Origin of the sequence: Bradyrhizobium sp. (assembly GCF_028868675.1) — a bacterium.
Classification (GTDB): domain Bacteria; phylum Pseudomonadota; class Alphaproteobacteria; order Rhizobiales; family Xanthobacteraceae; genus Bradyrhizobium.
In genome coordinates this window covers 26,083-50,759 of record NZ_JAGWUA010000008.1, presented here as the reverse complement: position 1 = coordinate 50,759, position 24,677 = coordinate 26,083, and the positions used below count along the sequence as shown (strand labels likewise).

General features: G+C 66.2%; 25 protein-coding genes. 20 read left to right on the top strand and 5 right to left on the bottom strand.

The window, feature by feature from the left end; all coding sequences use genetic code 11:
* Positions 1-195 precede the first annotated feature (195 nt).
* The 9 genes from KGM94_RS02390 (at position 196) to KGM94_RS02350 (ending at position 10,964) form a co-directional block, all read left to right on the top strand.
* Positions 196-1,353: an ABC transporter substrate-binding protein gene (locus KGM94_RS02390; protein WP_300254556.1), complete on the top strand. Its 1,158-nt coding sequence runs from the start codon at positions 196-198 to the stop codon at positions 1,351-1,353.
* An 86-nt stretch (positions 1,354-1,439) separates the two neighbouring features.
* Positions 1,440-2,312, top strand: coding sequence for a branched-chain amino acid ABC transporter permease (locus KGM94_RS02385; RefSeq protein ID WP_300254553.1), 873 nt, complete (start codon positions 1,440-1,442; stop codon positions 2,310-2,312).
* A gap of 28 nt (positions 2,313-2,340) precedes the next feature.
* Positions 2,341-3,258, top strand: a complete 918-nt coding sequence (locus KGM94_RS02380; RefSeq protein ID WP_300254550.1) for a branched-chain amino acid ABC transporter permease — start codon at positions 2,341-2,343, stop codon at positions 3,256-3,258.
* Entirely contained in the window at positions 3,255-4,043 is a 789-nt protein-coding gene (locus tag KGM94_RS02375) for an ABC transporter ATP-binding protein (RefSeq protein ID WP_300254548.1), read from the top strand. Before KGM94_RS02380 ends, KGM94_RS02375 begins: the two co-directional genes overlap by 4 nt.
* Positions 4,030-4,731 (top strand): ABC transporter ATP-binding protein, encoded by a 702-nt coding sequence (locus tag KGM94_RS02370; RefSeq protein ID WP_300254546.1) that lies wholly within the window; start codon positions 4,030-4,032, stop codon positions 4,729-4,731. Before KGM94_RS02375 ends, KGM94_RS02370 begins: the two co-directional genes overlap by 14 nt.
* Positions 4,732-4,827: 96 nt before the next feature.
* The gene (locus KGM94_RS02365; RefSeq protein ID WP_300254543.1) at positions 4,828-5,241 is read left to right on the top strand and encodes a LysR family transcriptional regulator; all 414 of its coding nucleotides are present in this window, start codon (positions 4,828-4,830) and stop codon (positions 5,239-5,241) included.
* Between the two features lie 5 nt (positions 5,242-5,246).
* Positions 5,247-8,000, top strand: a complete 2,754-nt coding sequence (locus KGM94_RS02360; protein WP_300254540.1) for a molybdopterin-dependent oxidoreductase — start codon at positions 5,247-5,249, stop codon at positions 7,998-8,000.
* The gene (locus KGM94_RS02355; RefSeq protein WP_300254536.1) at positions 7,997-9,595 is read left to right on the top strand and encodes a 4Fe-4S dicluster domain-containing protein; all 1,599 of its coding nucleotides are present in this window, start codon (positions 7,997-7,999) and stop codon (positions 9,593-9,595) included. The genes KGM94_RS02360 and KGM94_RS02355 overlap by 4 nt, the downstream gene beginning before the upstream one ends.
* 28 nt (positions 9,596-9,623) lie before the next feature.
* On the top strand, positions 9,624-10,964 hold the full coding sequence (locus KGM94_RS02350; RefSeq protein WP_300254533.1) for a phenylacetate--CoA ligase: 1,341 nt from the start codon (positions 9,624-9,626) through the stop codon (positions 10,962-10,964).
* Between the two features lie 78 nt (positions 10,965-11,042).
* Here KGM94_RS02350 and KGM94_RS02345 read toward each other — a convergent pair whose 3' ends face one another.
* Genes KGM94_RS02345 through KGM94_RS02335 form a run of 3 tightly spaced genes read right to left on the bottom strand, consistent with a single transcriptional unit; the run spans position 11,043 to position 14,127 of the window.
* Positions 11,043-11,573 carry a ferritin family protein gene (locus tag KGM94_RS02345; protein WP_300254530.1) on the bottom strand — a complete coding sequence of 177 codons (531 nt, stop codon included), beginning with the start codon at positions 11,571-11,573 and terminating at the stop codon, positions 11,043-11,045.
* The gene (locus KGM94_RS02340; protein WP_300254527.1) at positions 11,570-12,406 is read right to left on the bottom strand and encodes a 2-oxoacid:ferredoxin oxidoreductase subunit beta; all 837 of its coding nucleotides are present in this window, start codon (positions 12,404-12,406) and stop codon (positions 11,570-11,572) included. Before KGM94_RS02340 ends, KGM94_RS02345 begins: the two co-directional genes overlap by 4 nt.
* 2 nt (positions 12,407-12,408) lie before the next feature.
* Positions 12,409-14,127, bottom strand: coding sequence for a 2-oxoacid:acceptor oxidoreductase subunit alpha (locus KGM94_RS02335; protein ID WP_300254526.1), 1,719 nt, complete (start codon positions 14,125-14,127; stop codon positions 12,409-12,411).
* Positions 14,128-14,305: 178 nt separating this feature from the next.
* On the opposite strand from KGM94_RS02335, the gene had reads away from it, so the two are divergent.
* From had to KGM94_RS02290, 9 genes are read left to right on the top strand one after another with little or no spacing between them, the layout of a single operon-like run.
* Complete coding sequence (gene had / locus KGM94_RS02330; RefSeq protein WP_300254523.1) at positions 14,306-15,379, top strand: 6-hydroxycyclohex-1-ene-1-carbonyl-CoA dehydrogenase; 1,074 nt, start codon at positions 14,306-14,308, stop codon at positions 15,377-15,379.
* A 57-nt stretch (positions 15,380-15,436) separates the two neighbouring features.
* A complete protein-coding gene (gene bcrC / locus KGM94_RS02325) occupies positions 15,437-16,624 on the top strand; it encodes a benzoyl-CoA reductase subunit C (protein ID WP_300254520.1) in 1,188 nt (395 codons plus the stop codon).
* Entirely contained in the window at positions 16,621-17,943 is a 1,323-nt protein-coding gene (gene bcrB, locus KGM94_RS02320; protein WP_300254518.1) for a benzoyl-CoA reductase subunit B, read from the top strand. Before bcrC ends, bcrB begins: the two co-directional genes overlap by 4 nt.
* Before the next feature lie 10 nt (positions 17,944-17,953).
* A complete protein-coding gene (gene bcrA / locus KGM94_RS02315) occupies positions 17,954-19,285 on the top strand; it encodes a benzoyl-CoA reductase subunit A (protein ID WP_300254516.1) in 1,332 nt (443 codons plus the stop codon).
* Entirely contained in the window at positions 19,282-20,127 is an 846-nt protein-coding gene (gene bcrD / locus KGM94_RS02310; RefSeq protein WP_300254513.1) for a benzoyl-CoA reductase subunit D, read from the top strand. Before bcrA ends, bcrD begins: the two co-directional genes overlap by 4 nt.
* A gap of 20 nt (positions 20,128-20,147) precedes the next feature.
* Positions 20,148-20,393, top strand: coding sequence for a YfhL family 4Fe-4S dicluster ferredoxin (locus KGM94_RS02305; protein ID WP_300254510.1), 246 nt, complete (start codon positions 20,148-20,150; stop codon positions 20,391-20,393).
* Between the two features lie 37 nt (positions 20,394-20,430).
* Positions 20,431-20,934 (top strand): hemerythrin domain-containing protein, encoded by a 504-nt coding sequence (locus KGM94_RS02300; RefSeq protein ID WP_300254508.1) that lies wholly within the window; start codon positions 20,431-20,433, stop codon positions 20,932-20,934.
* Positions 20,935-20,943: 9 nt separating this feature from the next.
* Entirely contained in the window at positions 20,944-21,435 is a 492-nt protein-coding gene (locus KGM94_RS02295; protein WP_300254505.1) for a GNAT family N-acetyltransferase, read from the top strand.
* Positions 21,436-21,457: 22 nt separating this feature from the next.
* Entirely contained in the window at positions 21,458-21,997 is a 540-nt protein-coding gene (locus tag KGM94_RS02290; RefSeq protein ID WP_300254502.1) for a GNAT family N-acetyltransferase, read from the top strand.
* Between the two features lie 7 nt (positions 21,998-22,004).
* Here KGM94_RS02290 and KGM94_RS02285 read toward each other — a convergent pair whose 3' ends face one another.
* Positions 22,005-23,276 (bottom strand): hypothetical protein, encoded by a 1,272-nt coding sequence (locus KGM94_RS02285; RefSeq protein ID WP_300254499.1) that lies wholly within the window; start codon positions 23,274-23,276, stop codon positions 22,005-22,007.
* On the bottom strand, positions 23,273-23,560 hold the full coding sequence (locus KGM94_RS02280) for a DUF2249 domain-containing protein (protein WP_300254496.1): 288 nt from the start codon (positions 23,558-23,560) through the stop codon (positions 23,273-23,275). The genes KGM94_RS02285 and KGM94_RS02280 overlap by 4 nt, the downstream gene beginning before the upstream one ends.
* A 99-nt stretch (positions 23,561-23,659) precedes the next feature.
* Here KGM94_RS02280 and KGM94_RS02275 point away from each other — a divergent pair, with 99 nt between their 5' ends.
* Both KGM94_RS02275 and KGM94_RS02270 read left to right on the top strand, forming a co-directional pair.
* The gene (locus tag KGM94_RS02275) at positions 23,660-24,142 is read left to right on the top strand and encodes a GNAT family N-acetyltransferase (RefSeq protein WP_300254494.1); all 483 of its coding nucleotides are present in this window, start codon (positions 23,660-23,662) and stop codon (positions 24,140-24,142) included.
* A 21-nt stretch (positions 24,143-24,163) separates the two neighbouring features.
* The gene (locus KGM94_RS02270; protein ID WP_300254491.1) at positions 24,164-24,625 is read left to right on the top strand and encodes an Rrf2 family transcriptional regulator; all 462 of its coding nucleotides are present in this window, start codon (positions 24,164-24,166) and stop codon (positions 24,623-24,625) included.
* Positions 24,626-24,677 lie beyond the last annotated feature (52 nt).

Genomic DNA, 24,677 nt, shown 5'->3' with positions numbered 1-24,677 from the left:
CCGCGGAGCCACGCCGATAGAGGCAAGCAGAACGCCCGCACGGATGCCGGCGGCGAACGCGCCGGCGATCGCGGCTGCAGCAGCCGATCATCCAATTTGCCTCGCGCCCAAAACCGCCGCCTTGAATTCGGTCAAGCGTCGGCGTGCGCCGGTCTGATATGCATTCATCCAACAACGAAATCATGAGGAAATCCCATGAGTGCATTGCAACGCCTTGCCGTGGCCACCGCGGCTGTCTGCATCGGACTGCTCGGCATTGGCGACCGGGCCTCCGCCCAGATCAAGATCGGCTCGGTCCTGTCCGTCACCGGGCCGGCCTCCTTTCTCGGCGATCCCGAGAAGCGGACACTGGAAATCTATGTCGACGAGATCAACGCGAAAGGCGGCGTGAACGGCCAGAAGCTGCAGCTCGTCGTCTATGACGACGCCGGCAGCGCCGACAATGCGCGCACCTTTGCGACACGCCTGGTCGAGGAGGACAAGGTGGTCGCGATGGTCGGCGGCAGCACGACCGGCACGACGCTCGCCATGATGCAGATCTTCGAAGATGCCAAGATTCCGTTCATCTCGCTCGCCGGCGCGATCCAGATCGTGGAGCCCGTGCGCAAATGGACCTTCAAGACGCCGCACACCGACAAGATGGCCTGCGAGAAGATCTTTGCGGACCTCAAGAGCCGCAACCTGACCACGATTGCGATGATCTCGGGCACCGACGCGTTCGGCAAGTCGATGCGCGATCAATGTGTCGCGGTGGCGCCGAAGGCGGGAATCAGCATCGCTCTCGAGGAGAACTACGGTCCGCGCGACAGCGACATGACGCCGCAGCTCACCAACATCCGCAACAAGGCGGGCGTGCAGGCGGTGGTCAATCCGGGCTTCGGCCAGGGTCCGGCGATCGTGACGCGCAACTATCGCCAGCTCGGAATCGCGCTGCCGCTGTACCAGAGCCATGGCGTCGCCTCCAAGCAGTTCATCGAACTCGCAGGTGCTGCGGCCGAGGGCGTGCGGCTGCCGGCGGCGGCCCTTCTGGTCGCGGACAAGCTCGCGGGCAGCGATCCCCAGAAATCCGTCGTCGTGAACTATTCGCGCACCTACCAGACCAAGACCGGCCAGCCGGTGTCGACCTTCGGCGGTCATGCCTATGACGGCTTCATGATCCTGGTCGAAGCGATGCAGCGCGCGAAGAGCGCGGACCCTGCAAAAGTTCGCGACGAGATCGAGCGCACCAAGGGCTACGTCGGAACCGGCGGCATCGTGAACATGTCGGCGACCGACCACATGGGGCTCGACCTGTCGGCATTCCGCGTCCTGGAGATCAAGGACGGCGACTGGATGCTGGTCTCGGGGTCGTGACCCGGACGGCGGGCAGGCGGGCGGGGCTGCGCCTGCCCGCCGCTCTTTGTCGGGATTGAACCCAAGTCGCGAGAGGCCCGGACGCGATGGCCGAACTGCTGCAATTCATGTCGTCGGGGTTGACCGTTGGCGCGATCTACGCGCTGGTCGCCCTCGGCTTCACGCTGATCTACAAGGCGTCGGACATCATCAACTTTGCCCAGGGTGAATTCGTCATGCTGGGCGGGATGACGACCGTGTTCGCAGCTCTTGCCGGCGTTCCACTGCCGCTGGCTGCGCTGATCGCCGTGGTCGCGACCACGGCGATCGGGATGGCGCTGCATCGCTTCGCCATCGAGCCCGCGCGCGGCGCGAGCCCGGTTGCCCTGATCATGATCACGATCGGCGCCTCGATCTTCCTGCGCGGCGTGGCGCAGATCGTGTTCGACCGGCGTTTCCACAGCCTGCCGCCGCTGTTGGGCGCGGACCCCATCCAGTTCGCCGGCGCGGCGATCCTGCCGCAAAGCCTCGTCGTGCTGGCGGGCGCGACGGTCATCGTGCTGTTGCTGTGGCTGCTGATCGAGCGGACCCTGCTCGGCAAGGCGGTGGTCGCAACCGCCGCCAATCGCCTCGCCGCGCGGCTCATCGGCATCGATACGCGGCGGATCGTCGATTTCTCGTTCGCGGTATCGGCGGCGATCGGCGCAATTGCCGGCATTCTCATCACCCCCATCGCATTGACGAGCTATGACGCCGGGACGCTGCTCGCGCTGAAGGGATTTGCCGCCGCCATGCTCGGCGGGATCGGCAGCGCGGCGGGAGCCGTGGTCGGCGGTCTCCTGATCGGGATGATGGAGGCCTTTGCGGCGGGCTACGTCTCCTCGAACTACAAGGATGCGGTCGCCTTCCTGATCATCCTCGTGGTGCTGGTTGCGATCCCGCAGGGCCTGTTTGGCCGGGCCAAAGTCGAGCGGGTGTAGATTGCGCGCGCTGCTCCAAACCCGTTTGATGCCGGCGATTGCGATTGCGGCATTGGTCGCGATCCTGCCGCTGTTCTTCCCGTCGGGGTACTACTACCGCATCGGCGTGCTCGTCTTGATCTTCTCGCTCGCGGTCGTCGGCCTCAACCTGCTGATGGGCTTCGCCGGTCAGGTCAGCCTCGGTCACGCCGGATTTCTCGGTATCGGAGCCTATTCGGTCGCGATCGGTCCGGTGCATCTCGGACTGCCGTCGTGGCTCAGCCTGCTCGCCGGTGCGCTGCTGTCGGGGGGAATCGCGTTTCTGGTCGGCCGGCCGATCCTCAGATTGAAGGGGCACTATCTCGCCGTCGCGACCCTCGGCCTGGGCTTGCTGCTCGCGATCGTGCTGACCAACGAGGCGCGATGGACCGGCGGGCCGGACGGCATGAGCGTTCCAAAGCTCGAGCTGTTCGGTTGGAGCGTGCGCGGCGCGACCGCCTGGTACTGGGTCGCCGGCGTGACCTTCGTCTGCGGATTCGTGCTGGCGCTCAACCTGATGGACAGCCCGACCGGCCGCGCGCTGCAGGCCATCCACGACAGCGAGATCGCCGCGCGCGTGCTCGGCATCGACGTGGCGCGCAAGAAGCTCGCGATCTTCGTCATCTCCGCCATGTACGCCTCGGTGGCCGGATCGTTCCTGGCGCTGTTCAACGGCTACATCACGCCGGACGCGGCGGGATTCCTGCGGTCGATCGAGCTCGTCGCCATGGTCGTGCTCGGCGGCATGGGATCGATCGTCGGATCCCTCGTAGGCGCATGCGTGCTGGTGGTGCTGCCGCAGGCGCTGACCGTCTTCCACGACTATGAGCAAGCGCTGCTCGGACTCGTCGTCATGGTCTTCATGATCTTCCTGCGCCAGGGCATCGTGCCGTCGATCGCCGGCGCGCTTGCGGGGCGGCGCAAGTGATGATCCTGGAGGCCGAGCAGCTCTCCGTGAGCTTCGGTGGCGTGCGGGCCATCGATGAGGTCAGCCTCTCGATCGCCGCGGGGCAGGTGTTTTCGATCATCGGGCCGAACGGCTCCGGCAAGACCACGCTGTTCAACCTGATTTCGGGCATCTATACGCCGAGCCACGGATGCGTCCGCTTCGCCGGCGAAACCGTGACGGGGCTCGAGCCGGACCGGCTGGCGCGACGAGGCCTGTCGCGGACCTTCCAGAACCTGCAGATATTCTCGCGGATGTCGGTGCTGGAAAACGTGATGGTCGGTCACCATCGCCATGAAGACACCGGCATCCTGGCCGACCTGCTGCACTGGCCTTCGGTGCGGCGCCAGAATGCCGCGACGCGCGAAGTGGCGCTCGCAGCGCTTGCTCGCGTCGGCCTTGCCGACGACGCGCGGCGCGCGTCCGGCGCACTCGCCTATGGCGCGCTCAAGCGTCTCGAAATCGCGCGCGCCCTTGCCAGCGACCCGAAGCTGCTGCTGCTCGACGAACCCGCCGCCGGCTGCAATCCGGTGGAAACCCAGGAGGTCGATCGCGTCATCCGCTCGCTGGTGAAGGACGGCATCACGGTCATGCTGGTCGAGCACGACATGCGTCTGGTGATGAACATCTCCGACCGCGTTCTCGTTCTGGCGCGAGGCCGCACGCTTGCCGAAGGCACGCCCGAACAGGTGCGTGCCAATCCGGCGGTCATCGAAGCCTATCTGGGGGATCACGGATCCAAGGAGGCGGCTCGTGCTTTCGGTTGAAAACCTCAGGAGCGCCTACGGCCGCATCGAGGTTCTCCACGGCGTCACGCTGCACGTCGACGCCGGCGAGATCGTGACGCTGATCGGCGCCAACGGCGCCGGCAAGACCACGCTGATGCATGCCATTTCCGGCGTGCAGCCGATCACCGCCGGCTCGGTGCGGTTCGAGACCCAGCCGATCGAGCAATGGTCCGCGCATGCGCGGGTGGGGGCGGGCATTTCACAGGTGCCGGAAGGGCGCCAGGTGTTCGATTCCCTGTCGGTGAAGGACAATCTGAGGCTCGGCGCGTGGTCGCGCCGCGGCGGCGATCTCGGGCAGTCTCTCGCGCGCGTCTGCAGGCTGTTCCCGATGCTCGATGCGATCTGGGAAGCGCCCGCCGGAACGCTCTCGGGCGGACAGCAGCAGATGCTGGCGATCGGCCGGGCGCTGATGGCGAGCCCGCGGTTGCTGCTGCTGGACGAACCGTCGATGGGGCTTGCGCCCAATCTGGTCGATCACGTGCTCGCGGTGATCCGATCGCTCAAGGACGAAGGCCTGACCATTCTGCTCGTCGAGCAGAACGCGGGCGCGGCTCTCGCCATTGCGGACCGCGCCTATGTGCTGGAGACCGGCAGGGTGGCGCTGGATGGCAACGCGACCGACATCCAGAACGACCGGCGGGTTCGCGAAGCATATCTGGGAATCTGAGCAAATGCGCGGGGCCGTTGACATCGGTCAAGTAATTGGAAGCGCAAAGTCAATCTAATCGCAACATCTCATGCATCAGTCCAAAGGAGAGTGGCTATGAAGGCGGACCTCCGTCCCGGCGTTTCGCGAACGAGCCAGATCACGGTGGACCGTGACCGCAGCATCGGCTTCATGGGCGAAGACGGCCGCGTTTACGGCACGCCTTACCTGGTGCGCGATATCGAGCAGACCTGCCGCGACCTCCTGCTCGAATATGGCGACGCCGGAGAGGATTCGGTCGGCACCGATATCGCCATCAAGCATGTCGCGCCGACGCTGCTCGGCATGTCGGTCGAGATCAAGGTCACCGTGAGCGCCGTCGACGGGCGCAAGGTTTCGTTCGACGTTTCGGCGAAGGACGAGGTCGAACCGATCTGCAGCGGCACGCACGGCCGGTTCATGGTCGACGTGGGCAAGACGATCGAGCGGCTGAAGGCGAAAGCCGCCAAGCGGACGGCGAGGGCGGGATAGACGTCATGCCGGCCAAGGCTGCACCAGGCAAGGCGGCGCATGAGGAGAGAACCGTCTCGACCTATTGTTACCAGTGCGTGGCCGGCCCCGATCTGCTGAAGGTGCGCATCGAGAACGATGTCGCGACCGAGATCACTCCGAACTTCGACGCGGCGGCCATTCACCCGGCCGGCGGCAAGGTCTGCGTCAAGGCCTTCGGTCTGGTGCAGAAGGCCTATACGCCCAATCGCGTGCTGACCCCGATGAAGCGCACGAACCCCAGGAAGGGGCGGGACGAGGATCCCGGCTTCGTGCCGATCTCGTGGGACGAGGCGCTCGACCTGGTGGCGGACAAGCTCAAGGTTGCGCGCGCGGCCGGCCTGATCGACGAGGCCGGTTATCCCCGTGTGGCGGCGAGTTTCGGCGGCGGCGGCACGCCGACCGCCTATATGGGAACGCTGCCGGCGTTCCTCGGCGCGTGGGGCCCGGTCGACATGAGCTTCGGCTCCGGCCAGGGCGTCAAGTGCACGCATTCGGAGCATCTCTACGGCGAATTGTGGCACCGCGCCTTCACGGTCGCGCCGGATACGCCGCTCTGCGAATACGTGCTTTCGTTCGGCGCCAATGTCGAGGCATCCGGTGGGGTGTGCGGTGTCAAGCGTCATGCCGATGCGCGCAACCGCGGCATGAAGCGCGTGCAGGTCGAACCGCATCTGTCGGTGACCGGCGGGGCGTCGGCCGAATGGATTCCGATCAAGCCCAAGACCGACGTCGCCTTCCTGTTCGCCATGATCCACGTGCTGCTGCACGAGCATCCGCGCGAGCGGCTGGATTTGCCATTCATCAGGAACATGACCTCGTCGCCGTATCTGATCGGGCCGAACGGGTATTTCCTGCGTAATGCCGAGACGCGCAAGCCGCTGATGTTCGACCTCCGGAGCGGCGCCGCGGTGGCATTCGACGCCAAGGACACCGATCCCGCGCTCGAGGGCACGTTCAAGGTCGACGGCGTCGAGATCGGGCCCGACGACGAGGTCATCGACCATCGCGGCGTCGAGGTGCGCCCGGCGTTCGCCCATCTCGTCGACCACGTGAAGGCGTATTCGCCCGAATGGGCGAGCTGGATCTGCGACGTGCCGGCCGCCACCATCCGCCGGATCACGAACGAGTTCCTCGACCACGCCCATGTCGGGGAGACCATCGAGATCGAGGGCGTCACCCTGCCGTTTCGCCCCGTCTCGATTTCCTTCGGCAAGACCGTGAACAATGGCTGGGGCGGTTACGAATGTTGCTGGGCGCGCACCCTGATCCCATGCCTGCTCGGCGCTCTCGAAGTGCCGGGCGGTACGCTCGGCAGCACGGTGCGGCTCAACCGCCCGGCTGACAATCGCTGGTCGAGCGTCAAGCCGGGGCCGGACGGTTTCATGGATTATCCCATGAACCCGACCAGCAAGGAAGGCTGGGTCTCCCGGCCGCCGTCGCGCTCGGGCCATCGCACGCTCGTGCCGCTGGTCGCGAACTCCGCCTGGAGCCAGGCGCTGGGGCCGACCCATCTCGCCTGGATGCAGCAAAGCGAGGATTTTGAGCATTTCCCGCACGCATCGGCACCCGACGTCTGGTTCGTCTACCGCACCAATCCCGTGATCTCGTTCTGGGACACCAAGCGGATCGGCGAGACGGTGGCGAACTTTCCGTTCACGGTCTGCTTCACGCTGACGCGCGACGAGACCAATCACATGGCCGACGTGCTGCTGCCCGATTGCACCGACCTCGAGGGCCTGCAACTGCTGCGCATCGGCGGCACCAAATATATCGAGCAGTTCTGGGACTATCAGGGCTTTGCGCTGCGCGACCCTGCGGTGAAGCCGCAAGGCGAGGCGCGCGACTTCACCTGGATCGCGACCGAGCTGGCGCGCCGTTCGGGCATCCTTGAAGCCTACAACGGCGCGATCAACCGCGGCGGTCACGGCGTCAAGCTGTCGGGCAAGAACTACGATTTCTCGCTCGACCTTGCCGTTCCCCACGGCGTCGAGGAGATATGGGACGCGACCTGCCGGGCTGCTAGCGCGGAGATCACCGACGGCCAGGCGAGCGACGGCCTTGCCTGGTTCCGTGAGCACGGCTTTCGCGTCACGGAGTTTCCACGCCTGATGTGGTATCTCTATCCGCGTCTCGTCGAGCAGGGCCTTCGCTTCGAGCAGCCCTATCAGGAGCGCCTGTTCCGCGTCGGCAAGGAGCTCGGGCGCCGACTGCACGAGCAGGGCATCACCTGGTGGGACCGCCAGCTCGAGGAATACGAGGCGATGCCGCACTGGCGCGATCTCGGCAAGTTGTGGGAGGACGCGCTCGCCAGGCACTTCAAGGTCGACATGTCGGACTATCCGTTCTGGCTCGTGACCTCCCGCAGCATGCAGTATTCGTGGGGCAACAATGTCGGCCTGCAGCTGATCAAGGAGGTTGCCGACAACGTCATCGGCCACGGCGCCGTGGTCATGAACGAGGCCGCGGCCGCGCGATTGAGCATCGCGGACGGCGACCGCATCGAGGTGCGCTCGCCCCTCAACGCCACCGAGGGCCGCGTCGTCCTGCGCGAGGGGATCCGTCCCGACACGCTGCTGATCATCGGGCAGTTCGAACACTGGGCGACGCCCTTCGCCAAGGATTTCGACGCGCCGAGCATGAATCCGCTGGTGCCGATGCTGCTCGATCTCACCGATGCCACGGGCTCGGCGGCCGATCTCGTCAAGGTCAAGGTGACGAAGCTCCGGGGTGCGGCATGACCCGCTGGGCGATGATCGCCGACCTCGAGCGTTGCGTCGGCTGTCAGACCTGCACGGCGGCGTGCAAGCACACCAACGCGACGTCGCCGGCCGTTCAGTGGCGCAAGGTGCTGGATATCGAGGCAGGCTCCTACCCAGCGGTGTCGCGCACCTACGTGCCGGTCGGCTGCCAGCATTGCGAGGACCCGCCCTGCATGCGGGTCTGCCCCTCGACCGCGACGCGCAAGCGCGCGGATGGCATCGTGACGATCGACTACGACATTTGCATCGGCTGCGCCTATTGCGATGTCGCCTGTCCCTACCAGGCGCGCTTCAAGGTCAGCGAAGCCGATTTCGCCTATGGCGCGGACCGGAAGATGAAGCACGAGGCCGTGCGGGAGGATCCGGCGCGGCTCGGCGTCGCGCAGAAGTGCACCTTCTGCTCCGACCGCATCGATTTCGGCCTGGAGCATGGTCTCACCCCCGGGGTCGATCCCCGCGCGACGCCGGCCTGCGCCAATGCCTGCATCGCCACCGCGCTGCATTTCGGCGATCTCGACGATCCCTCCAGCAACGTCTCGAAGTTGTTGGAACGTCACAAGCATTTTCGCATGCACGAGGAGATCGGGACCGGTCCGGGCTTCTACTATCTCTACGAACATGGCAGCGCGTTGCCCGACGATGGATTGCGCGAGGCGCCGCCCGCTCCGACGACGCCGTCGCGTCTGCGCACCCGCGGCGTGGAGCCATGGCACCAGAAGCACTGGGACTGGAAGGCGGCCGGTAATTTCCTCACCGGCGGGGTTGGGCCGGGCCTGTTCGCAGCCGCTGCCGTGGCGGCGGTGACCGTCGGCCCGCAAGTGCTGCTCGGGCTGCTCGCGATGGCTCTGGTCGGTCTCGGCCTTCTGCTGGTCATGATGAAGATCGGCCGCCCGCTGCGGGCGATCTCGGTGCTGCGGCAGCCGCGATGGTCGTGGATGTCGCGCGAGGCGTGGGTTGCGCTCGTCTTCTTTCCGGTGGCGCTCGCCGCGGTCTGGACCGGCATGCCGGCGCTGTGGCTCGCCGCAGCCGCGCTCGCGCTCGTCTTCCTGCTCTGCCAGGGGATGATCTTGCGCGAGGCCAAGGGTATTCCGGTCTGGCGCGAGCCCGGTATCGTGCCGCTCATCGTCGCCACGGGTTTGACCGAGGGGGCCGGCGTGTTTCTCGTCGCCTGCGTGCTGTCGTCGGCGCTCGCGCCATTGATGGTCGGTGCTGCGGTCGCAGCCGTGCTGCTCGCCGCCGCCCGCGCGCTCGCCTGGGTCGCCTATCGCCGCGCGCTTGCGCGCTCGGGCGCGCCGACCAAGGCGCTCATCGTGCTCGACGAGTACCGGCCGTGGCTCTTGATCGGCGGCTCCATCGTACCTGCCGCCGGCGTCGTCGTGGGCCTGCTGATCCGGAGCATGACTGCGCCGGCGTTCGCCGTCGCCGGCATCGCGGCTGCAGCTGCCGGACTTGGCTTCAAATTCCTGCTGATCACGCGCGCCGGCTACAATCAGGGATTTGCCTTGCCGAACACGCCCATGCGCGGCGCCGGCCAGGCCGGCCCCGCAGTGAAGCCGGGCTGGACCCTGCCATGACAGAACGAAGCAAACGGGAGATCACGCCATGAACAGACAGAGCGCATTGCGCAACGCCGAGGTCTTCATGTTCGACCCCGCGGCCGAGAGGATGCCGCGCGAAGCGCTGGCCGGGCTGCAGTTCCAGCGGCTGAAGAACACGCTGGAACACGCCTATGCCAATGTTCCCCACTATCAGCGTGCCTTCGCCGCCGCCGGCGTCAAGCCGGAGAGCCTGTCGTCCCTCGCCGACATCGTGCGCTTTCCCTTCACGCTGAAGACCGACCTGCGCGACAACTATCCGTTCGGCATGTTTGCCCTGCCGCGCCAGCAACTGACCCGGCTGCATGCCTCGTCCGGGACGACGGGACGGCCGACCGTGGTTGGCTACACCAGCGGCGACCTCGATCGCTGGGCGAATCTGATGGCGCGGTCGCTCGGCTGCGCCGGCGCCGTGCCCGGCGACGTCGTCCACAACGCTTACGGCTACGGCCTGTTCACCGGCGGACTCGGCGCGCATTACGGCGCGGAGCGGCTGGGCTGTACGGTGGTTCCGATGTCGGGCGGCGGCACCGAGCGGCAGGTCTCGCTGCTCAACGATTTCGGCGCCAACGTCCTGTGTGCGACGCCGTCCTACGCGCTCAATATCGCCGAGGTCGCGGAATCGGCGGGTGTCGATTTGCGACGGTCGCCGCTGCGGTACGGCGTGTTCGGTGCGGAGCCGTGGAGCGAGGCGCTGCGCCAGGACCTCGAGGCGCGGCTCGGCATCAAGGCCGTCGACATCTACGGCCTATCGGAGATCATGGGGCCGGGCGTCGCCTGCGAATGCCACGTCGCGCAGTCGGGCCTGCACGGCTGGGAAGACCATTTCCTGTTCGAGATCATCGATCCCGAGACGCTGGCGCCCAAGCGGTTCGGCGAAGCGGGCGAGCTCGTCATCACGACGCTGACCAAGGAAGCGTTGCCGATGATCCGCTACCGCACGCGCGACATCACGCGGCTGGACGATACGCCGTGTCGTTGCGGCCGGACCCACCTGCGCATCATGCGGGTGACCGGGCGCGACGACGACATGCTCATCATCCGCGGGGTCAACGTCTACCCGTCGCAGGTCGAGGCCGTGCTCGTCGGCTTTCCCGGGCTTTCGCCGCACTACCAGATCGTGCTGACGCGGGCCGGCGCGCTCGATGCCATGACGGTGGAGGTGGAGCTGGCGCCGGGGGCGCCGGATGACGAGCAGTCGCGCGCCCGCAAGGGCACCGAGGTTCGCCATCACATCAAGTCGTTGATCGGCGTGACCTGCGACATCGACGTGAAGCGGCAGGGCGAGGTGCCGCGCTCGCAGGGCAAGGCGGTACGGGTGAAGGACGAACGGAAGGCGCGCAGCTGAGCGCGCCGGTCCGCCCGGCCGGGCGGCACTACATCGTTGGCATGATCGTGGTCGAAGCAGTCGGGCGCGTGGCGTCCTTCATTCCGGGGACGCGGGCGGATCCGGATCGTCGGCCCAGGAATCGTCGGGCTGCGGATAGCGGTGCAGGAGGCGGTTGACGAGGTTGACGTGCTCGACCTCTTCCTCCATGAGCTCCATCGCCATGGCCTTGACCTTCGGATCCGTCGCGGTCTCCGCGATGTGCGTGAAATAGGCCAGCGCGCGCTTCTCGCCGGCGAGCGACATCTGCAGGGCGTGCCACGGCGTCATCAAGTAGTGGGCCGAGTCGATCTCGACCTCGGCCGGAAGCCCGATGTTTTCGATTCGCGCGGTCTGGCGAGCATAGCCGACCACGTCGAAATCGCCGGCGAGACGACGGATCTCCTCGCCGTGGATGCCCTCGGCGCGGGCGAGATCGCGGAACACCTTCACCAGTTCCGGGTTGTTGTGGGTCTCCATCTGGTCGGCCAGCAAATTGTAGCGGTCGACCGCATCGCTCTCGATCAGCCAGGCGGCGGCGAGCAGGTCGTTCAGGCTCGACACTTTCGGCGCGGTGGGCGGCTTGCTCATAGCTCGAAGTCCTTCTCAAGCTCCGACAGATCGATGCTGCTGACGCCGATTGCAGGCTGAAACGGCGCGCGGTTGCCGCGGTAGAGGATCCCGAGGTTGAAACCGTCGTCGGTCATGAGCCGGCGTGCCGCCTTGCCCTGGTCGTTCGTTGCTGCGACCGGCGCCGGGCGGACCTGCTCCTTCCAGTCCTGCTCGTCGGGACGAAAGGTCACGCAGGGGCTGAGGATCTCGACGAAGGAGAAACCGGGATGCTTGATGGCTTCGACCAGCACGTCGGCGGTTTCGTTCGGCTGTCCGGAGAAGCAGCGGGCGATGAAGTTGGCGCCGGAGGCGAGGGCGACCACGAGCGGGTGGAATGGCGCGACGCCGGTACCGCCCGGCGTCAACGCCGTGTCGAACTCGGGCTCGGTGGTCGGCGAGGGCTGGCCCTTGGTCATGCCGTAGATGCGGTTGTCCATCACGACATAGGTCATGTCGATGTTCCTGCGGCAAGCATGCAGGAAATGGTTGCCGCCGATCGAGTATCCGTCGCCGTCGCCGCTGGCGACCACGACGGTGAGGTCGGGTCGCGTCACCTTCAGCCCGGCGGCAAGCGCGAGCGAGCGGCCGTGCACGCCGTGGAAACCGTAGCAGCTCGTGTAGGCCGGTATCCGCGACGAGCAGCCGATGCCGGATACCACCGTGATCTGCTCCGGCGGCAGGCCCAATTTCGCGAAGGCGCGCGTGAACGACATGAGCACGTGATAGTCGCCGCAGCCGGGACACCAGATCGGCTTCAGGTCCGATTTGTAGTCGCCCGGCTTGCAGGCGAGGCGCGTGGTGACGCTCGACATCGTCATCTCCAATCCATGATTGCGCGATGAATCTCGCCGGCCGTGATCGGCAGCGGGCCGGGCCGGTGGAAAGCACGAACCGGCGCCGGAAGGTCGTAATGCGCCCGCAGGTAGCGATGGAACTGGCCGCTATGCGTCTGCTCGACGACCAGGATGCGCTTGACGCCGTCGAGGGCGGCCGCCAGCCGCTCCGGCTGCACCGGCGCCAGCAGGCGAGGCGCGATCACGCGGACGTCCACGCCATCGGCGGCGGCGCGGCCGACCGCCTCGCGCGCGGCGCCGGTCAGCGACCCCCAGGTGATGAGCGCGAGCTCACCGCTTCCCTCGATGCTCGCCCAGTGGTCGCCGTAGTTGAAGCGCTCGAGCTTGTCGCGCCGCTTGTCGAGCTGCGCCAGATGGTCGGCGGCGCTGCTGGTCGGGATGCCGAACTCGGAGTGGGTCAATCCATCGGCAGTGTATTGCCCGCCCGGCGTGCCCGGGATCGCCATGGCCGAGACGCCGCCGGGCGCCAGCGCATAGCGCTTGTAGGCGCTGCTCATGTCGGTTGCGACGGCGCGGGCGCCGATGAAGGCGACGTCGGCCGGGCGCTCGATGGCGGCCCGTGCCTGTCCCATGAACTGGTCCGACAGGACGATCGCCGGCGTCTGCAGCGCTTCGGCGAGATATGTCGCCCATTGTGTCGTAAAGAGGCAGTCGGCAACCGATTGGGGCGCCAGCACGAGGTGCGGCGCATCGCCGTGCAGGCCGTAGATCGCGATGTTGAGGTCGGTCTGCTCGGATTTCGTCGGAATGCCCGTCGAGGGCCCGCCGCGCATCACGTCGACGACCACGATCGGGATTTCGGATGCCGTGGCGAGCCCGATGGCCTCGATCATCAGCGAGAGTCCCGGTCCGGACGTCGCCGTCAGCGCCGGCGTGCCGCCGTAGGATGAGCCGATGATCATGTTGATGGCGGCCAGCTCGTCCTCGGCCTGCAGCAGGATGCCGCCCACTTTGGCGAGGCTCGGCGAAAGCCATTCGAGGATTTCGGTTGCCGGTGTAATCGGGTAGGCGGCCGCAAAACGCACGCCGCCGCGAATGGCGCCGAGCGCCGTCGCCTCGTTGCCCGACAACAGCCATCGTCGGGCGTCGCTCGGGCTCGGCGCGGCGAGCTTCACGTCGAGCTTGATCCCTGCCGCCGCCGCGAAGCCGGCCTTGATTCCGGCGCGGCTCGCCTCGATGGCGGCCGCTCCCTTGCCGCTGAGCTGCTTGGCAATCGGTGCCAGCATCTGCTCGACGGTGAAGCCGAGCAGCCGGCTGGCGATGCCGAGCGCGATCATGTTGGGCCGGCCGCCCGAAATCGACTTGGCCATCTCCTTCATCGGGATCTCGACGACGTGCGCTCCGGACTGGGTCACCATCGGCGGCGGTTCGCCGCCGCGCGGATCGCTGATCACGAGGGTCTTGGGACCGGCCTTGATCTCCGCTCCGAAGCGGTGCGCGTTCAGCCAATCGATGCCGATGATGAGATCGAACTGGTCGGGCGGGCAATCGACGGGATGCACGGCTAGGCGGAGCAGCCCCGCCGCTTCGCCGCCGCGAATCTGAGGGCCGAGCGTGCGCGTGAACAATCCGTGCCAACCCGCCGAGCTCGCCACTTCGAGCAGAAAATTCACCGTCGTCAGGGCGCCGGAGCCGCCGCTGCCAATGATCGCGATCGAGATGCTCGGCGAAGCCGTCATGGCGATTGCCTCCTCATCGAAGCCTTCCCCGCTCCAATATGTAATTAAGTACTAGAATGCGTTTTTTCACCGTTCCTTGACGTTGGTCAAGGCAGCCCGAAGGTTGCTGATCAAAGAATGGCGGCGATGGCAGCGGGTTTCGGATGATGGCTTCACAGCCGGACCGGAGGACAGACGAATGAGCGCCAAGCCGATTCGGTGGGTGATGACGGGGGCCGGCATGCCCTTGGTCCCGACTGAGTTCGATACCGCCGCTCTCGCGCCCAACGAAGTCGTGGTCGAGATCGCCGGCTGCGGCGTCTGCCAATCCGACCTTGATCATTATTACGACGGCGTATGCACCAAGCACGAACTGCCGTTGGCGCTCGGGCACGAGATCAGCGGTCACGTCGTCGACGCAGGCGCGGACGCTCTCTGGTACACCGACCGTGCGGTCGTCATCCCGGCCTTGATTCCATGCGGTCGCTGCGAAGCCTGCCTGCGCGGCCGGGCGGAAATCTGCCAGGACCGCAAGATGCCGGGCAACGACATGCATGGCGGCTTCGCCACCCACATCACCGTGCCCGTGCACGGGCTTTGCGTGGTCGACGAGCGCCGCATGGCGGCGCTCGGAATCGACCTGGCCGATCTCTCCGTGATCGCCGACGGGGTGACCAGAGCCTACCACGCGGTGGTCCGGGCCGGCGTTCGGAAGAAGGACCTCGTCGTCGTCCACGGGCTGGACGACGTCGGCGGCTATGCGGCCCAGATCGCGACGGCGCTCGGGGGCATCGTCGTCGCGCTCGACGAGGACGATGATCGACTTGCCGCGATCCGCAGCGCAGGCGTCGCATTGGCGCTGAATTCGGCGCAGATGGCGCCGCACGACGTCAAGTCGGAGATCGAGGCGTTCGCCGCGCGCCGCTCCCTGCCTCGGAGCGGATGGATCGTCCTGGAATGCTCGGGCACGCGCGCTGGCCATGAGACCGCGTACGGCCTGATCGATCACGGCGCGACCCTGGTCATCGTCGGCTCCGCCGCCGACAAGGTCGACATCCGGCTCTCGGACGCCACGGCGTACGACGCGCGCGTGATCGGAAGCTGGGGCTGTCCGCCGGAGCTTTATCCGGCAGCGCTCGAACTCGTCATGAACGGCCGCGTCAGGATTTGCCAGTTCGCCGAGAAGCATCCGCTCAGGGAGATCAACCGGGTCTTCGAAGCCGCACATGCCGCCGCGCTCAAGCGCCATGCCGTACTCGTTCCCGAACTGTGAGGACCATTCGATGACCGCCCACGGTCTTAAGTCATTCGTCGCAAAGAGGCCGCCGCAATGGCAACATCGCTGAATCCCTCGACTACCGCCGACATCGTCGCACGCGCCAACGCGCTGTTCGAGGATCTCTCGTTTTCCGCCGCGCGCGCCTGGAAGGACGCGGAGCCCGGCCGCAAGGTGGTCGGCTACATGCCGATCTACGTGCCGCGCGAGCTCATTCATGCCGCCGGCATGCTGCCGCTCGGCGTCGTCGGCGGCGGCGACCAGCTCGAGGTGATCCACGGCGACGCCTATTATCAGAGCTACATCTGCCGCATTCCGCGCTCGACCATCGAGCTCGGCGTGTCCGGCCGGCTGGATTTCGTCGACGGCATGCTGTTCCCGTCGATCTGCGACGTCATCCGAAACCTGTCCGGCATGTGGAAACTGATGTTTCCAAAGGTCTATTCGCGCTATTTCGACGTGCCGCAGAACTACCGGGACGAGATCGGCGGAAACTTCTACGTCAACGAGCTCGCCGAGCTCAGGCACGATCTCGGGGAGCTTCGCGGCAAGCCGATCACGGACGAGGAGCTGCACAGCTCGATCGCGCTCTACAACGAGAACCGCAGGCTGATCCGCGAGCTCTACGCCTTCCGGGCCGAGCGGCCGTGGCAGGCACCGGCCACCGAGGTCTACCTGATGGTGCGCGCCGGCCTGTTGCTGCCGGTCGAGGAGCACAGCGCCATGCTGCGCGATTATCTGGCCGCGACGCGGGCGGACGAGCGGCCGATGCGCGACAACTGCCGCGTCGTGCTGACCGGCATGTTCTGCGAACAGCCGCCCCTCAATCTCATCAAGTCGCTGGAACTGTCCGGCTGCTACGTGGTCGACGACGACCTGCTGCTGGTGACGCGGTGGCTGACCGGAGAGGTCGCGACCGAGGGTGATCCCCTGCGCAACCTTGCCTCGGCGTTCCTGCACCACTCCGAATCGACGGCTGCGAAATACGAGCCGAACCAGAAGGAGAAGGGCCAGCATCTCGTCCGCGCGGTCAAGCGCACCGCGGCCGAAGGCGTGATCTTCGCCGCGCCGAGCTTCTGCGATCCCGCGCTGCTCGAGCGACCGATGCTGCAGCACGTGCTCAAGGAAGCCGGCATCCCCTTCATTGCATTCAAATACGCCGAAAACTCCGGCCAGATGCAACCGATCAGGGAGCAGGCGGGCACCTTTGCCGACTCAATCAAACTATGGAGCGGAGCATGACGACGCCGAATACCAAGATCGTGACCTCCAAGGCGCCGGCGAAGGAGGTCATCAAGGATGCCTCCATGCTGAAGCAGAAGGAGATGATGGCGGCGCACTACGATCGCCTGACGGCTGCGCCCCAGACCGGCGCGAAGGTGGCCGCCACCTTCGTCCCCGGCAATCTCAACGAGCTCGTGATGTGTTTCGATCTCGTGAACAACCTTCCCGAGGTCAACGCCATCCAGAGCGGGCTGCGCCGCGTCAGCGGCAGCTACGTGCTCGAAGCCGAGAAGATCGGCCATTCCGAGGACGTGTGTACCTACGTCAAGTCCGACATCGGCATGATGGCCAAGGGCAACATCGCGCCGAACGGCAAGAAGTTTCCCAATCCCGACGTCCTGCTGCTCTCCTACACCGGCTGCTTCACCTTCATGAAGTGGTTCGAATTGCTGCGTGAGCAGTACAAGTGCGAGACGATCATGCTGCACACGCCCTACATGGGCGACGGCAAGATCACCAAGGGCATGATCGACTACATGGTGAAGCAGCTCCGCGAGGAGGTGATTCCGACCCTCGAGCGGGTCTCCGGCGTCAAGTTCGACATCGACCGGCTGCGCGAAAACCTGAAGAGGTCGAGCCGGGCCGAGGACGACCTCGTTCGCGTGCTGCAGAGCGCCAAGGCCAAACCGTCGCCGATCGACGCCTATTTCGGCGGCATCTACTACATCGGGCCGATCTTCGGCGCATTCCGCGGCACCCAGGATGCGATCGACTATTATCGCTTCCTGCGCGAGGAAGTCGAGGAACGCCTCGCCAACGGACAGGGCCCGGTCACGCCCGACGGCGACATGGGCAAGGAGAAGTACCGGCTGGTGGTGGAAGGACCGCCCAACTACACGAACTTCCGCCAGTTCTGGAAGATGTTCTACGACGAGGGCGCGGTCATCGTCGCCTCCAGCTACACCAAGGTCGGCGGCGTCTACGATTTCGGCTTCAGGCACGATCCGAGCAAGCCGCTCGAGACCCTGGCCGAGTACTGCCTCGGCGTCTACACCAACCGCAGTTTGCCGATGCGGATCGACATGCTCGTGAACTACATCAACGAGTACGAGGCGGACGGCCTGCTGATCAACTCGATCAAGAGCTGCAACAGCTTCTCGGCGGGGCAGCTCCTGATGATGCGGGAGGTCGAGAAGCGCACCGGCAAGCCGGCCGCCTTCGTCGAATCCGACCTGGTGGACCCGCGCTACTTCTCCGCGGCGAACATCAAGAACCGCCTCGAAAGCTATTTCCAGATGATCGACCAGAAGCGCTCAGGCGCCCACGCCGCGGCCTGAGGAGGAGAGCATGAAGACATTCGTCGGCATCGATCTCGGCTCGACCACGACCAAGGCCGTCCTTCTCGACGAGGACCGTAACGTCATCGGTCACGGCATCACCAATTCGCGCTCCAACTACGCGACCGCGGCGCGGGTGGCGAGCCAGGAGGCCCGCGTCGACGGACAGTTCACGCTGTTCCGGCGGGCGTTCACCAGCGCCAACGGCCTGGTGGAGCTCGACGCGTTCCTTGCGGCGCTGGAGCGGGCGTTTCGCCTGGAGCAGTTCCTCGAGCAGCTCGACGATCTCGAGCAGACCTGCATCGGCCAGATCCAGGGCGAGCGCTTCGCCAAGGTCGGATCGGGCGTGAAGAGCTCGCTCGGCGAGGTGTTCCGGCGGTTGCGCGAGGAGGCGCCGGAACTGTACGCCCCCGGCGCCAAGCGCAAGTCGGACTTCTTCCGGGACATCGCCGGATCGCGCTACCACAATCACGCCGAGGAGGTTGCCCGCGATGCGGGGCTGCCTTACGACCTGCTTCTCAACGTCTATGACAAGTCGATCATCGAGGTCGAGAACCGGCCGCCGGCGGGCGAGCTCAGCGAGAAATTCCGCCGTGCGCTCGGGCGCGTGCTGGCCTCGGAACCCTCGGTCAAGTCGGCGGCCTCCGACATCCAGGCCATGATCGAGAAAGCGCTCGCGGTCGAACTGGAGGAGACCTACCTGGTCGGCACCGGCTACGGCCGGGTGACGCTGCCGTTCTCCAAGGAGCACATCCGCTCCGAGATCCTCTGCCATGGTCTCGGCGCTCACCTGATGTATCCGCAGACGCGAACCGTGCTCGACATCGGCGGGCAGGATACCAAAGGCATCCAGATCGATCCCAACGGCATCGTCGAAAACTTCCAGATGAACGACCGCTGCGCGGCGGGCTGCGGCCGCTATCTCGGCTACATCGCCGACGAGATGAACATGGGCCTGCACGAGCTGGGACCGCTGGCGATGCAGTCGGATCGGCCGGCGCGCATCAACTCGACCTGCACAGTGTTCGCGGGCGCCGAGTTGCGCGACCGCTTGTCGCTCGGCGAGAAGCGCGAGGACATCCTGGCTGGCCTGCATCGCGCGATCATCCTGCGCGCGATCTCGATCATCTCGCGCTCGGGCGGCATCACCAACGAGTTCACGTTCACCGGCGGCGTCGCCAAGAACGAGGCCGCCGTGCGCGAGCTGCGCAAGGTGATCCAGGAGAACTACGGCGACGTCGTCATCAACATCAATCCGGACTCGATCTATACCGGCGCGCTCGGCGCGGCCGAGTTCGCGCGCCGGGCACATTTCGGGCAGGTCGACGGGAGCGAGCAATGACGATCGCGGCGGGAATTGACATCGGCACCAGCACCATCAAGGCGACGCTGTTCAAGGTCGAGAACGGCGAGGAGACCTGGCTCGCGCGATACATGATGCGGATCCGCCAGCGCGATCCGCTGGAGCTCGCACGCGTGGTCTACGATGCCGTGCTGGAGGACGCCAAGATGCGCGCCGAGGACGTCGACTACGTCGCGACCACGGGCGAGGGCGAGAGCGTGCCGTTCCACACCGGCCACTTCTACTCCATGACGACCCACGCTCGCGGCGCGATTTATCTCAATCCCGAGTCTCGCGCGGTGCTCGACATCGGCGCCCTGCACGGCCGCGCGATCCAGATCGACGACCGCGGCAAGGTCCTGAGCTACAAGATGACGAGCCAGTGCGCGTCGGGTTCCGGGCAGTTCCTCGAGAACATCGCCCGCTATCTCGGCATCGCGCAGGAGGAGATCGGGACGTTGTCCTGCGAGGGCAAGACGCCCGAAGCGGTCAGCAGCATCTGTGCGGTGCTCGCGGAGACCGACGTCATCAACATGGTCTCGCGCGGCATCTCGACGCCGAACATCCTCAAGGGCATCCATCTGTCGATGGCGGCGCGACTGTCGAAGCTCTTGAAATCGATCGGCGCGCGCAACGGCGCGGTGATGGTCACCGGCGGTCTGGCGCTCGACACCGGGCTGATCGCCGCCCTCGAGGAGGACATCTCCCACATCAAGGACATGACGATCGCGGTCCGCAGCCATGAGGACTCGATCTATGCCGGTGCTATCGGTGCCGCGCTGTGGGGAGCGTTCCGTTTTGACAAGCTGGCGGCGGCCAACCGGGTTTCCAGGGCCGCCTGACATCGTAAGGAGACAACGCCATGGCACTCATGATCAACGAGGCCTGCACGGCCTGCGACGCCTGCGAGCCGGTATGCCCGAACAAGGCGATCACCGCGGGCGATCCGATCTACGTGATCGACCCGATGAAGTGCACCGAATGCGTCGGTGCGGAGGACGAGCCGCAGTGCAAGCTGGTCTGCCCGGCCGATTGCATCCTGCCCAATCCGGACTGGGTCGAAAGTCCGGACGACCTGCTCGTCAAGTACGAGCAACTGCACAGCTGATGGCCGTCGACCCCGGTCGTCCAGTCGAGGATCTCCGATGAGCTTTGCGAACCGGATCAGCCAGACGCTTCATGACGAGCACGGCGCGACCGTCGCCCTGATGGAACGGCTGGAGCAGATGCTGGCGCGCTGGCGCCGCGGCGGCCCGCCCGACAAGGCCGAGGCGGGCGTGACGCGTATGCTGGCCGATCTCTCGACGGGCGTGGAGGCCGAGGTCGAGCGGCACTTCGCGTTCGAGGAGGATCACATCTTCACCTATCTGGCGGCCATCGGCGACGCCGACATCGGCGAGCATCTCGCCAGCGAGCACGCGGCGATCCGGCCGATCGGGATGCGCGTCGCGGCCCTGGCGCGCGGGGCCGCAGTCAACGGGTTCAAGCCCGAAGAATGGGCGGAGTTCATGCGGCTGGGCCAGGAGCTCAGCGATCGCATGCTCGCCCACGTCCAGAAGGAGGAGATGGCACTCCTGCCGGTGCTCGAAGAGAACATGGATGCCGAGACCGAGGCCGAGCTCTATCAGCAATATGTCGAACATGGGTGAGGCGCGAACATGAACGATGCCGCTACCAACAGCCAGAGCGAGACCCGCCGGCTGCGTCCGGCCGATCTGGAACAGGTCATTGCCATCGACTCGCACCATTTTGGCCAGCCCCGCCGCGGGTTCTTCGAAAAGCGGCTGGCGCAGGCGAAACAGCATCCGGAGGACTACGTCCAGGTCGGCATCGACCGCAACGGGGTCCTGGTCGGCTTCGCTTTCGCCTGCATCTTGCGCGGCGAGTTCGGCCGGGAACAGACTACGGCAACGCTCGATGCGGTCGGAGTGGTGGTCAGCAACCGGGAGCAGGGCGTCGGTCATGCCCTGATGGACGGGCTCGCTGGGGCGCTGCGCCGCCAGGGCGTCAAGTCGCTGCAGTCCCAGGCGGGCTGGGCCAACCATGGCTTGCTGCGCTTCTTCGATGCGTCCGGATTCGGACTCGCGCCGCGCCTGGTGCTGGAGCGGACGACCCTCACTCCGCTGCCGGAAGCCGTCGATGCCGAGTAGAACCAACACTGGAGCGACGATCATGGCCAAGGACGCCAACATGGTCATCCCGCAGCGCGTCGGCGAGGCCGCCGAGATCAGCTACGGCGCCCCGCCTGCACCGGATTTCGGGCCGCTCGCGCGCGACCGGATACCGGTGCGTTCGATGGCCGCCGGCGATCTTGCCGCTTTGGTGGAGATCGACAGCCGGATCACTGGCCGCGAGCGGACCGGCTATTTCGAGCGCAAGCTGGTGGACGCGCTGACCGACTCGGGCGTCCGCGTGTCGCTCGTCGCGGAGCTCGACGGCGTGGCGGTCGGCTTCATCATGGCCCGCGTCGACCTCGGCGAATTCGGCCGGGTCGAGACCACCGCGGTGCTGGATACGATCGGCGTCCACCCCGACTATCAGAGCAGGGGCGTCGGGCATGCCTTGCTCTCGCAATTGCTGATGAATCTCGGCACGCTGCGCGTCGAGAACTTGCGCACCGAGGTGGACTGGAGAGACCGCGACCTCTTGGCCTATCTGGACAGCTGCGGGTTCCGCCCTTCACAGCAATTGTGCTTCGACCGGGCCTTGTAGCGAGCGGCTAGCTGGTCGGCCAGATTCGACGGATCGCGTCGGCGGTGAACCAGGCGAAGGCGATGGCGCCGATGAGGCCGACGGCGCTGCCGAGACGCGCCAGCGTGGCATTTTCGAGCAGGATGGCGACCACGAGCACCGCGCAGGCAACGCCGTGGCAGACGGCATGGATCCTGAGCGAGCGGGCATTGGCGAGTTCGGACACGATCGGCGAGCCTCCCATGGCCTGCGGCGCCACGAACATCGAGGCGAGGAAGGGCATGATCCGCTGGAGGATCGCGACCAGGAACGTCAGGAGCCAGCCGAACAGCAGCAGGAATCCGAACAGGGTGCCGCCATTGTCGCCCGCGAGGCCGTAGAGCGCGACAAGGCCGGTGACGAGCGTCACCGGGAGCATGATCCAGGCCGCCCGTATCAGGACGAAGGACAGTCCAAGCCGCTTGCGCATGCCGGTCTTGAGCACGCGATGCATCAGCCAGAGATGCAGCGCGGCAGCGCCGAGGCCGACAAGGGCGGCAACGGTCAGGAGACTGCGGCTCCCCGCCAGCGCTCCGAGCGTGCCGAGGACGAGCGCGGTCGACGCGGCGACGAAGCTTGCGAGGCTCGGCCGTTTTGCGGGCGCCGACGCGAGCGCAAACATCGGAATCAGCACGTGGCTGAAGCCGAGAGCCAGCATTCCCATGAAGCCAAATCCGCCGAGGATCAGGTGCGCCAGCGCGCCGGCACCATGATCGGGCAGGAAGCCGCGCTCCTCGTCGAGCGACAGCGCGACCCCGAATGCGATCACCAGGACCAGCATCACCAGCGCGGCCCAGCCATAGGCGCCGACGACGGGGAGGCTGCCCGCGCGACGCAAATTGTCGGCCAGCAGTCCGCAGAACAGGAGCAGTCCGCCCGCCGTTGCGGCGGACGCCGGAACGAGAATGCCGGTCTTCGCCTCGTACATGCCAACCACCAGCGCCATCAGTCCGGGCACCGTCAGCCAGAAGATCAATTTGATCGGCCAGACCGCGTGCATCGTGCGCCGCGTCGCCACGGGCAGCAGCTGGACGGAGGCGCCGATTGCGGTCGTAACCAGCACTCCCAGCGTCAGCAGGTGAACGGCAGCCAGCGCCGGCCCGAGGCCGCCCCGGAAGCGCGTTGCCTCGCCGGCGCTGACGAGCAGGACCAGCCACGCCAGGACGTGAAAGCTGGCCGCCGCCGCGAAGAACCGGAACGGAATCGATCGCGGCAGCAATCTGCTCTTCGCGCCGCCGAGAAAGGAGGCCGCGAGGGTCATGAGCCCCAGCGGACCATGCGCAGCATGACTCCGTCCTCGCAATCCGAGCTCCCGCAGGAGGAATCCAGCAGCTCGTAGGCCCAGCCGCGGTCGTCCAGCTCGGGGTAGAGGAAGATCGGCTCGCGATCGAGATGGGCGATCAGGGCGGTGTCGACCTCGCCGGCGTCGATCGCCCGTAGAATCGCGATCATCGGCTCCGGCGCCTCCAGGCCGCGAACGTCGATATGGACGGCGTCGGCCGTCCGCCAGGTCCGTGAATCGTCCTCCGGTCGTGCGCAGGTCACCACGGCATCTCGCGGTTCATCATTTATCGATAAATAAGTACCACAATGCGTGATTATGCGCTATGGATTCATAGTTCATGAAGCGGCGGCGCCTCCGATATGAAGGAAACGAAGACGACGGCGAGCTCTGCGGTGCGGGTCCGGCGCGTCCGGGCCGCCGACATCCCGCAGGTGATCGCGCTCGACGCCCGCGTCACCAAGCTCGCCAAGGCCGGCTACTGGAACGACATCTTCCGCCGCTACGGCCGGCAGCGAAGCGAGGAGCGTTTCTTCCTGGTGGCCGAAAGCCGGGTGGATCGTTCGGCGGCAGCCTTGCTCGGCTTCATCATCGGCGAAGTGCGCGCCTGGGAGTTCGGGTCCACGCCCTGCGGCTGGGTGTTCGCGCTGTCGGTCGAACCGAAGATGCGCCTGCACGGCGTCGGCAGCGCCCTGTTCGAGGCGATCTCGGACGAGTTCAGGAAGGCCGGCGTCGACAAGATGCGGACGATGGTCGCACGGGATGGTCACCTTCCCATGCTGTTCTTCCGCGGCGAAGGCATGATCGCGGGGCCCTACATTCAGCTCGAGAAGGATCTCGATTGAGCGCTCGACCGTGAGGATGGCATGAGATTGCAGATTTCCACCCGGCTGGCCATCTTCGCGGTGCTGGAACTGACCGCGCGCGAAGGCCTGCAGCTCTCGGTCGCCGAGATCGGCAGGAAGTACGGCGTGTCGAGCCATCACCTCGCGAAAGTGATGCACGTCTTGGGGCGCGCGGGCCTCGTCCGCTCTGTTCGCGGCGTGGGCGGCGGCTATCAGTTCATCGGCAATCCGCGCCGCACGACCCTGCTGGACGTCGCCCAGCTGTTCGAGGATCTGAGCTCGGTCGAGCCGGCAAACGGGGATGGGCCGAGCGAGGAGCAAACCCTGAGCGAGGTTCTCGGCGAGATCGACGACGTCGCGCACGCGACTCTGGGATCGATCACCATCGCGACGATGCGCAAGCTGGTGGAGCGTCGCCGCGTCGGCGAGGGCCGTCGTCCCAAGCCCGCTTCGCGCCGCCCGCAATCGATTGCGGAAATTTGATGCAGGGCTGCGACACCCTGTGCGTTGCAGCGAAAACACCCACTTGACCACC

Excerpts from the sequence above, each read along its gene's own strand:
- KGM94_RS02305 (WP_300254510.1), top strand. The coding sequence starts at position 20,148 with ATGGCACTCATGATCAACGAGGCCTGCACGGCCTGCGACGCCTGCGAG.
- KGM94_RS02300 (WP_300254508.1), top strand. The coding sequence starts at position 20,431 with ATGAGCTTTGCGAACCGGATCAGCCAGACGCTTCATGACGAGCACGGC.
- KGM94_RS02360 (WP_300254540.1), top strand. The coding sequence starts at position 5,247 with ATGCCGGCCAAGGCTGCACCAGGCAAGGCGGCGCATGAGGAGAGAACC.
- bcrB (WP_300254518.1), top strand. The coding sequence starts at position 16,621 with ATGACGACGCCGAATACCAAGATCGTGACCTCCAAGGCGCCGGCGAAG.
- had (WP_300254523.1), top strand. The coding sequence starts at position 14,306 with ATGAGCGCCAAGCCGATTCGGTGGGTGATGACGGGGGCCGGCATGCCC.
- bcrD (WP_300254513.1), top strand. The coding sequence starts at position 19,282 with ATGACGATCGCGGCGGGAATTGACATCGGCACCAGCACCATCAAGGCG.
- KGM94_RS02390 (WP_300254556.1), top strand. The coding sequence starts at position 196 with ATGAGTGCATTGCAACGCCTTGCCGTGGCCACCGCGGCTGTCTGCATC.
- KGM94_RS02355 (WP_300254536.1), top strand. The coding sequence starts at position 7,997 with ATGACCCGCTGGGCGATGATCGCCGACCTCGAGCGTTGCGTCGGCTGT.
- KGM94_RS02345 (WP_300254530.1), bottom strand. The coding sequence starts at position 11,573 with ATGAGCAAGCCGCCCACCGCGCCGAAAGTGTCGAGCCTGAACGACCTG.
- KGM94_RS02340 (WP_300254527.1), bottom strand. The coding sequence starts at position 12,406 with ATGTCGAGCGTCACCACGCGCCTCGCCTGCAAGCCGGGCGACTACAAA.
- KGM94_RS02270 (WP_300254491.1), top strand. The coding sequence starts at position 24,164 with ATGAGATTGCAGATTTCCACCCGGCTGGCCATCTTCGCGGTGCTGGAA.
- KGM94_RS02275 (WP_300254494.1), top strand. The coding sequence starts at position 23,660 with ATGAAGGAAACGAAGACGACGGCGAGCTCTGCGGTGCGGGTCCGGCGC.
- KGM94_RS02365 (WP_300254543.1), top strand. The coding sequence starts at position 4,828 with ATGAAGGCGGACCTCCGTCCCGGCGTTTCGCGAACGAGCCAGATCACG.
- KGM94_RS02295 (WP_300254505.1), top strand. The coding sequence starts at position 20,944 with ATGAACGATGCCGCTACCAACAGCCAGAGCGAGACCCGCCGGCTGCGT.
- KGM94_RS02350 (WP_300254533.1), top strand. The coding sequence starts at position 9,624 with ATGAACAGACAGAGCGCATTGCGCAACGCCGAGGTCTTCATGTTCGAC.
- KGM94_RS02335 (WP_300254526.1), bottom strand. The coding sequence starts at position 14,127 with ATGACGGCTTCGCCGAGCATCTCGATCGCGATCATTGGCAGCGGCGGC.
- KGM94_RS02285 (WP_300254499.1), bottom strand. The coding sequence starts at position 23,276 with ATGACCCTCGCGGCCTCCTTTCTCGGCGGCGCGAAGAGCAGATTGCTG.
- KGM94_RS02380 (WP_300254550.1), top strand. The coding sequence starts at position 2,341 with ATGCCGGCGATTGCGATTGCGGCATTGGTCGCGATCCTGCCGCTGTTC.
- KGM94_RS02290 (WP_300254502.1), top strand. The coding sequence starts at position 21,458 with ATGGCCAAGGACGCCAACATGGTCATCCCGCAGCGCGTCGGCGAGGCC.
- KGM94_RS02385 (WP_300254553.1), top strand. The coding sequence starts at position 1,440 with ATGGCCGAACTGCTGCAATTCATGTCGTCGGGGTTGACCGTTGGCGCG.
- bcrC (WP_300254520.1), top strand. The coding sequence starts at position 15,437 with ATGGCAACATCGCTGAATCCCTCGACTACCGCCGACATCGTCGCACGC.
- bcrA (WP_300254516.1), top strand. The coding sequence starts at position 17,954 with ATGAAGACATTCGTCGGCATCGATCTCGGCTCGACCACGACCAAGGCC.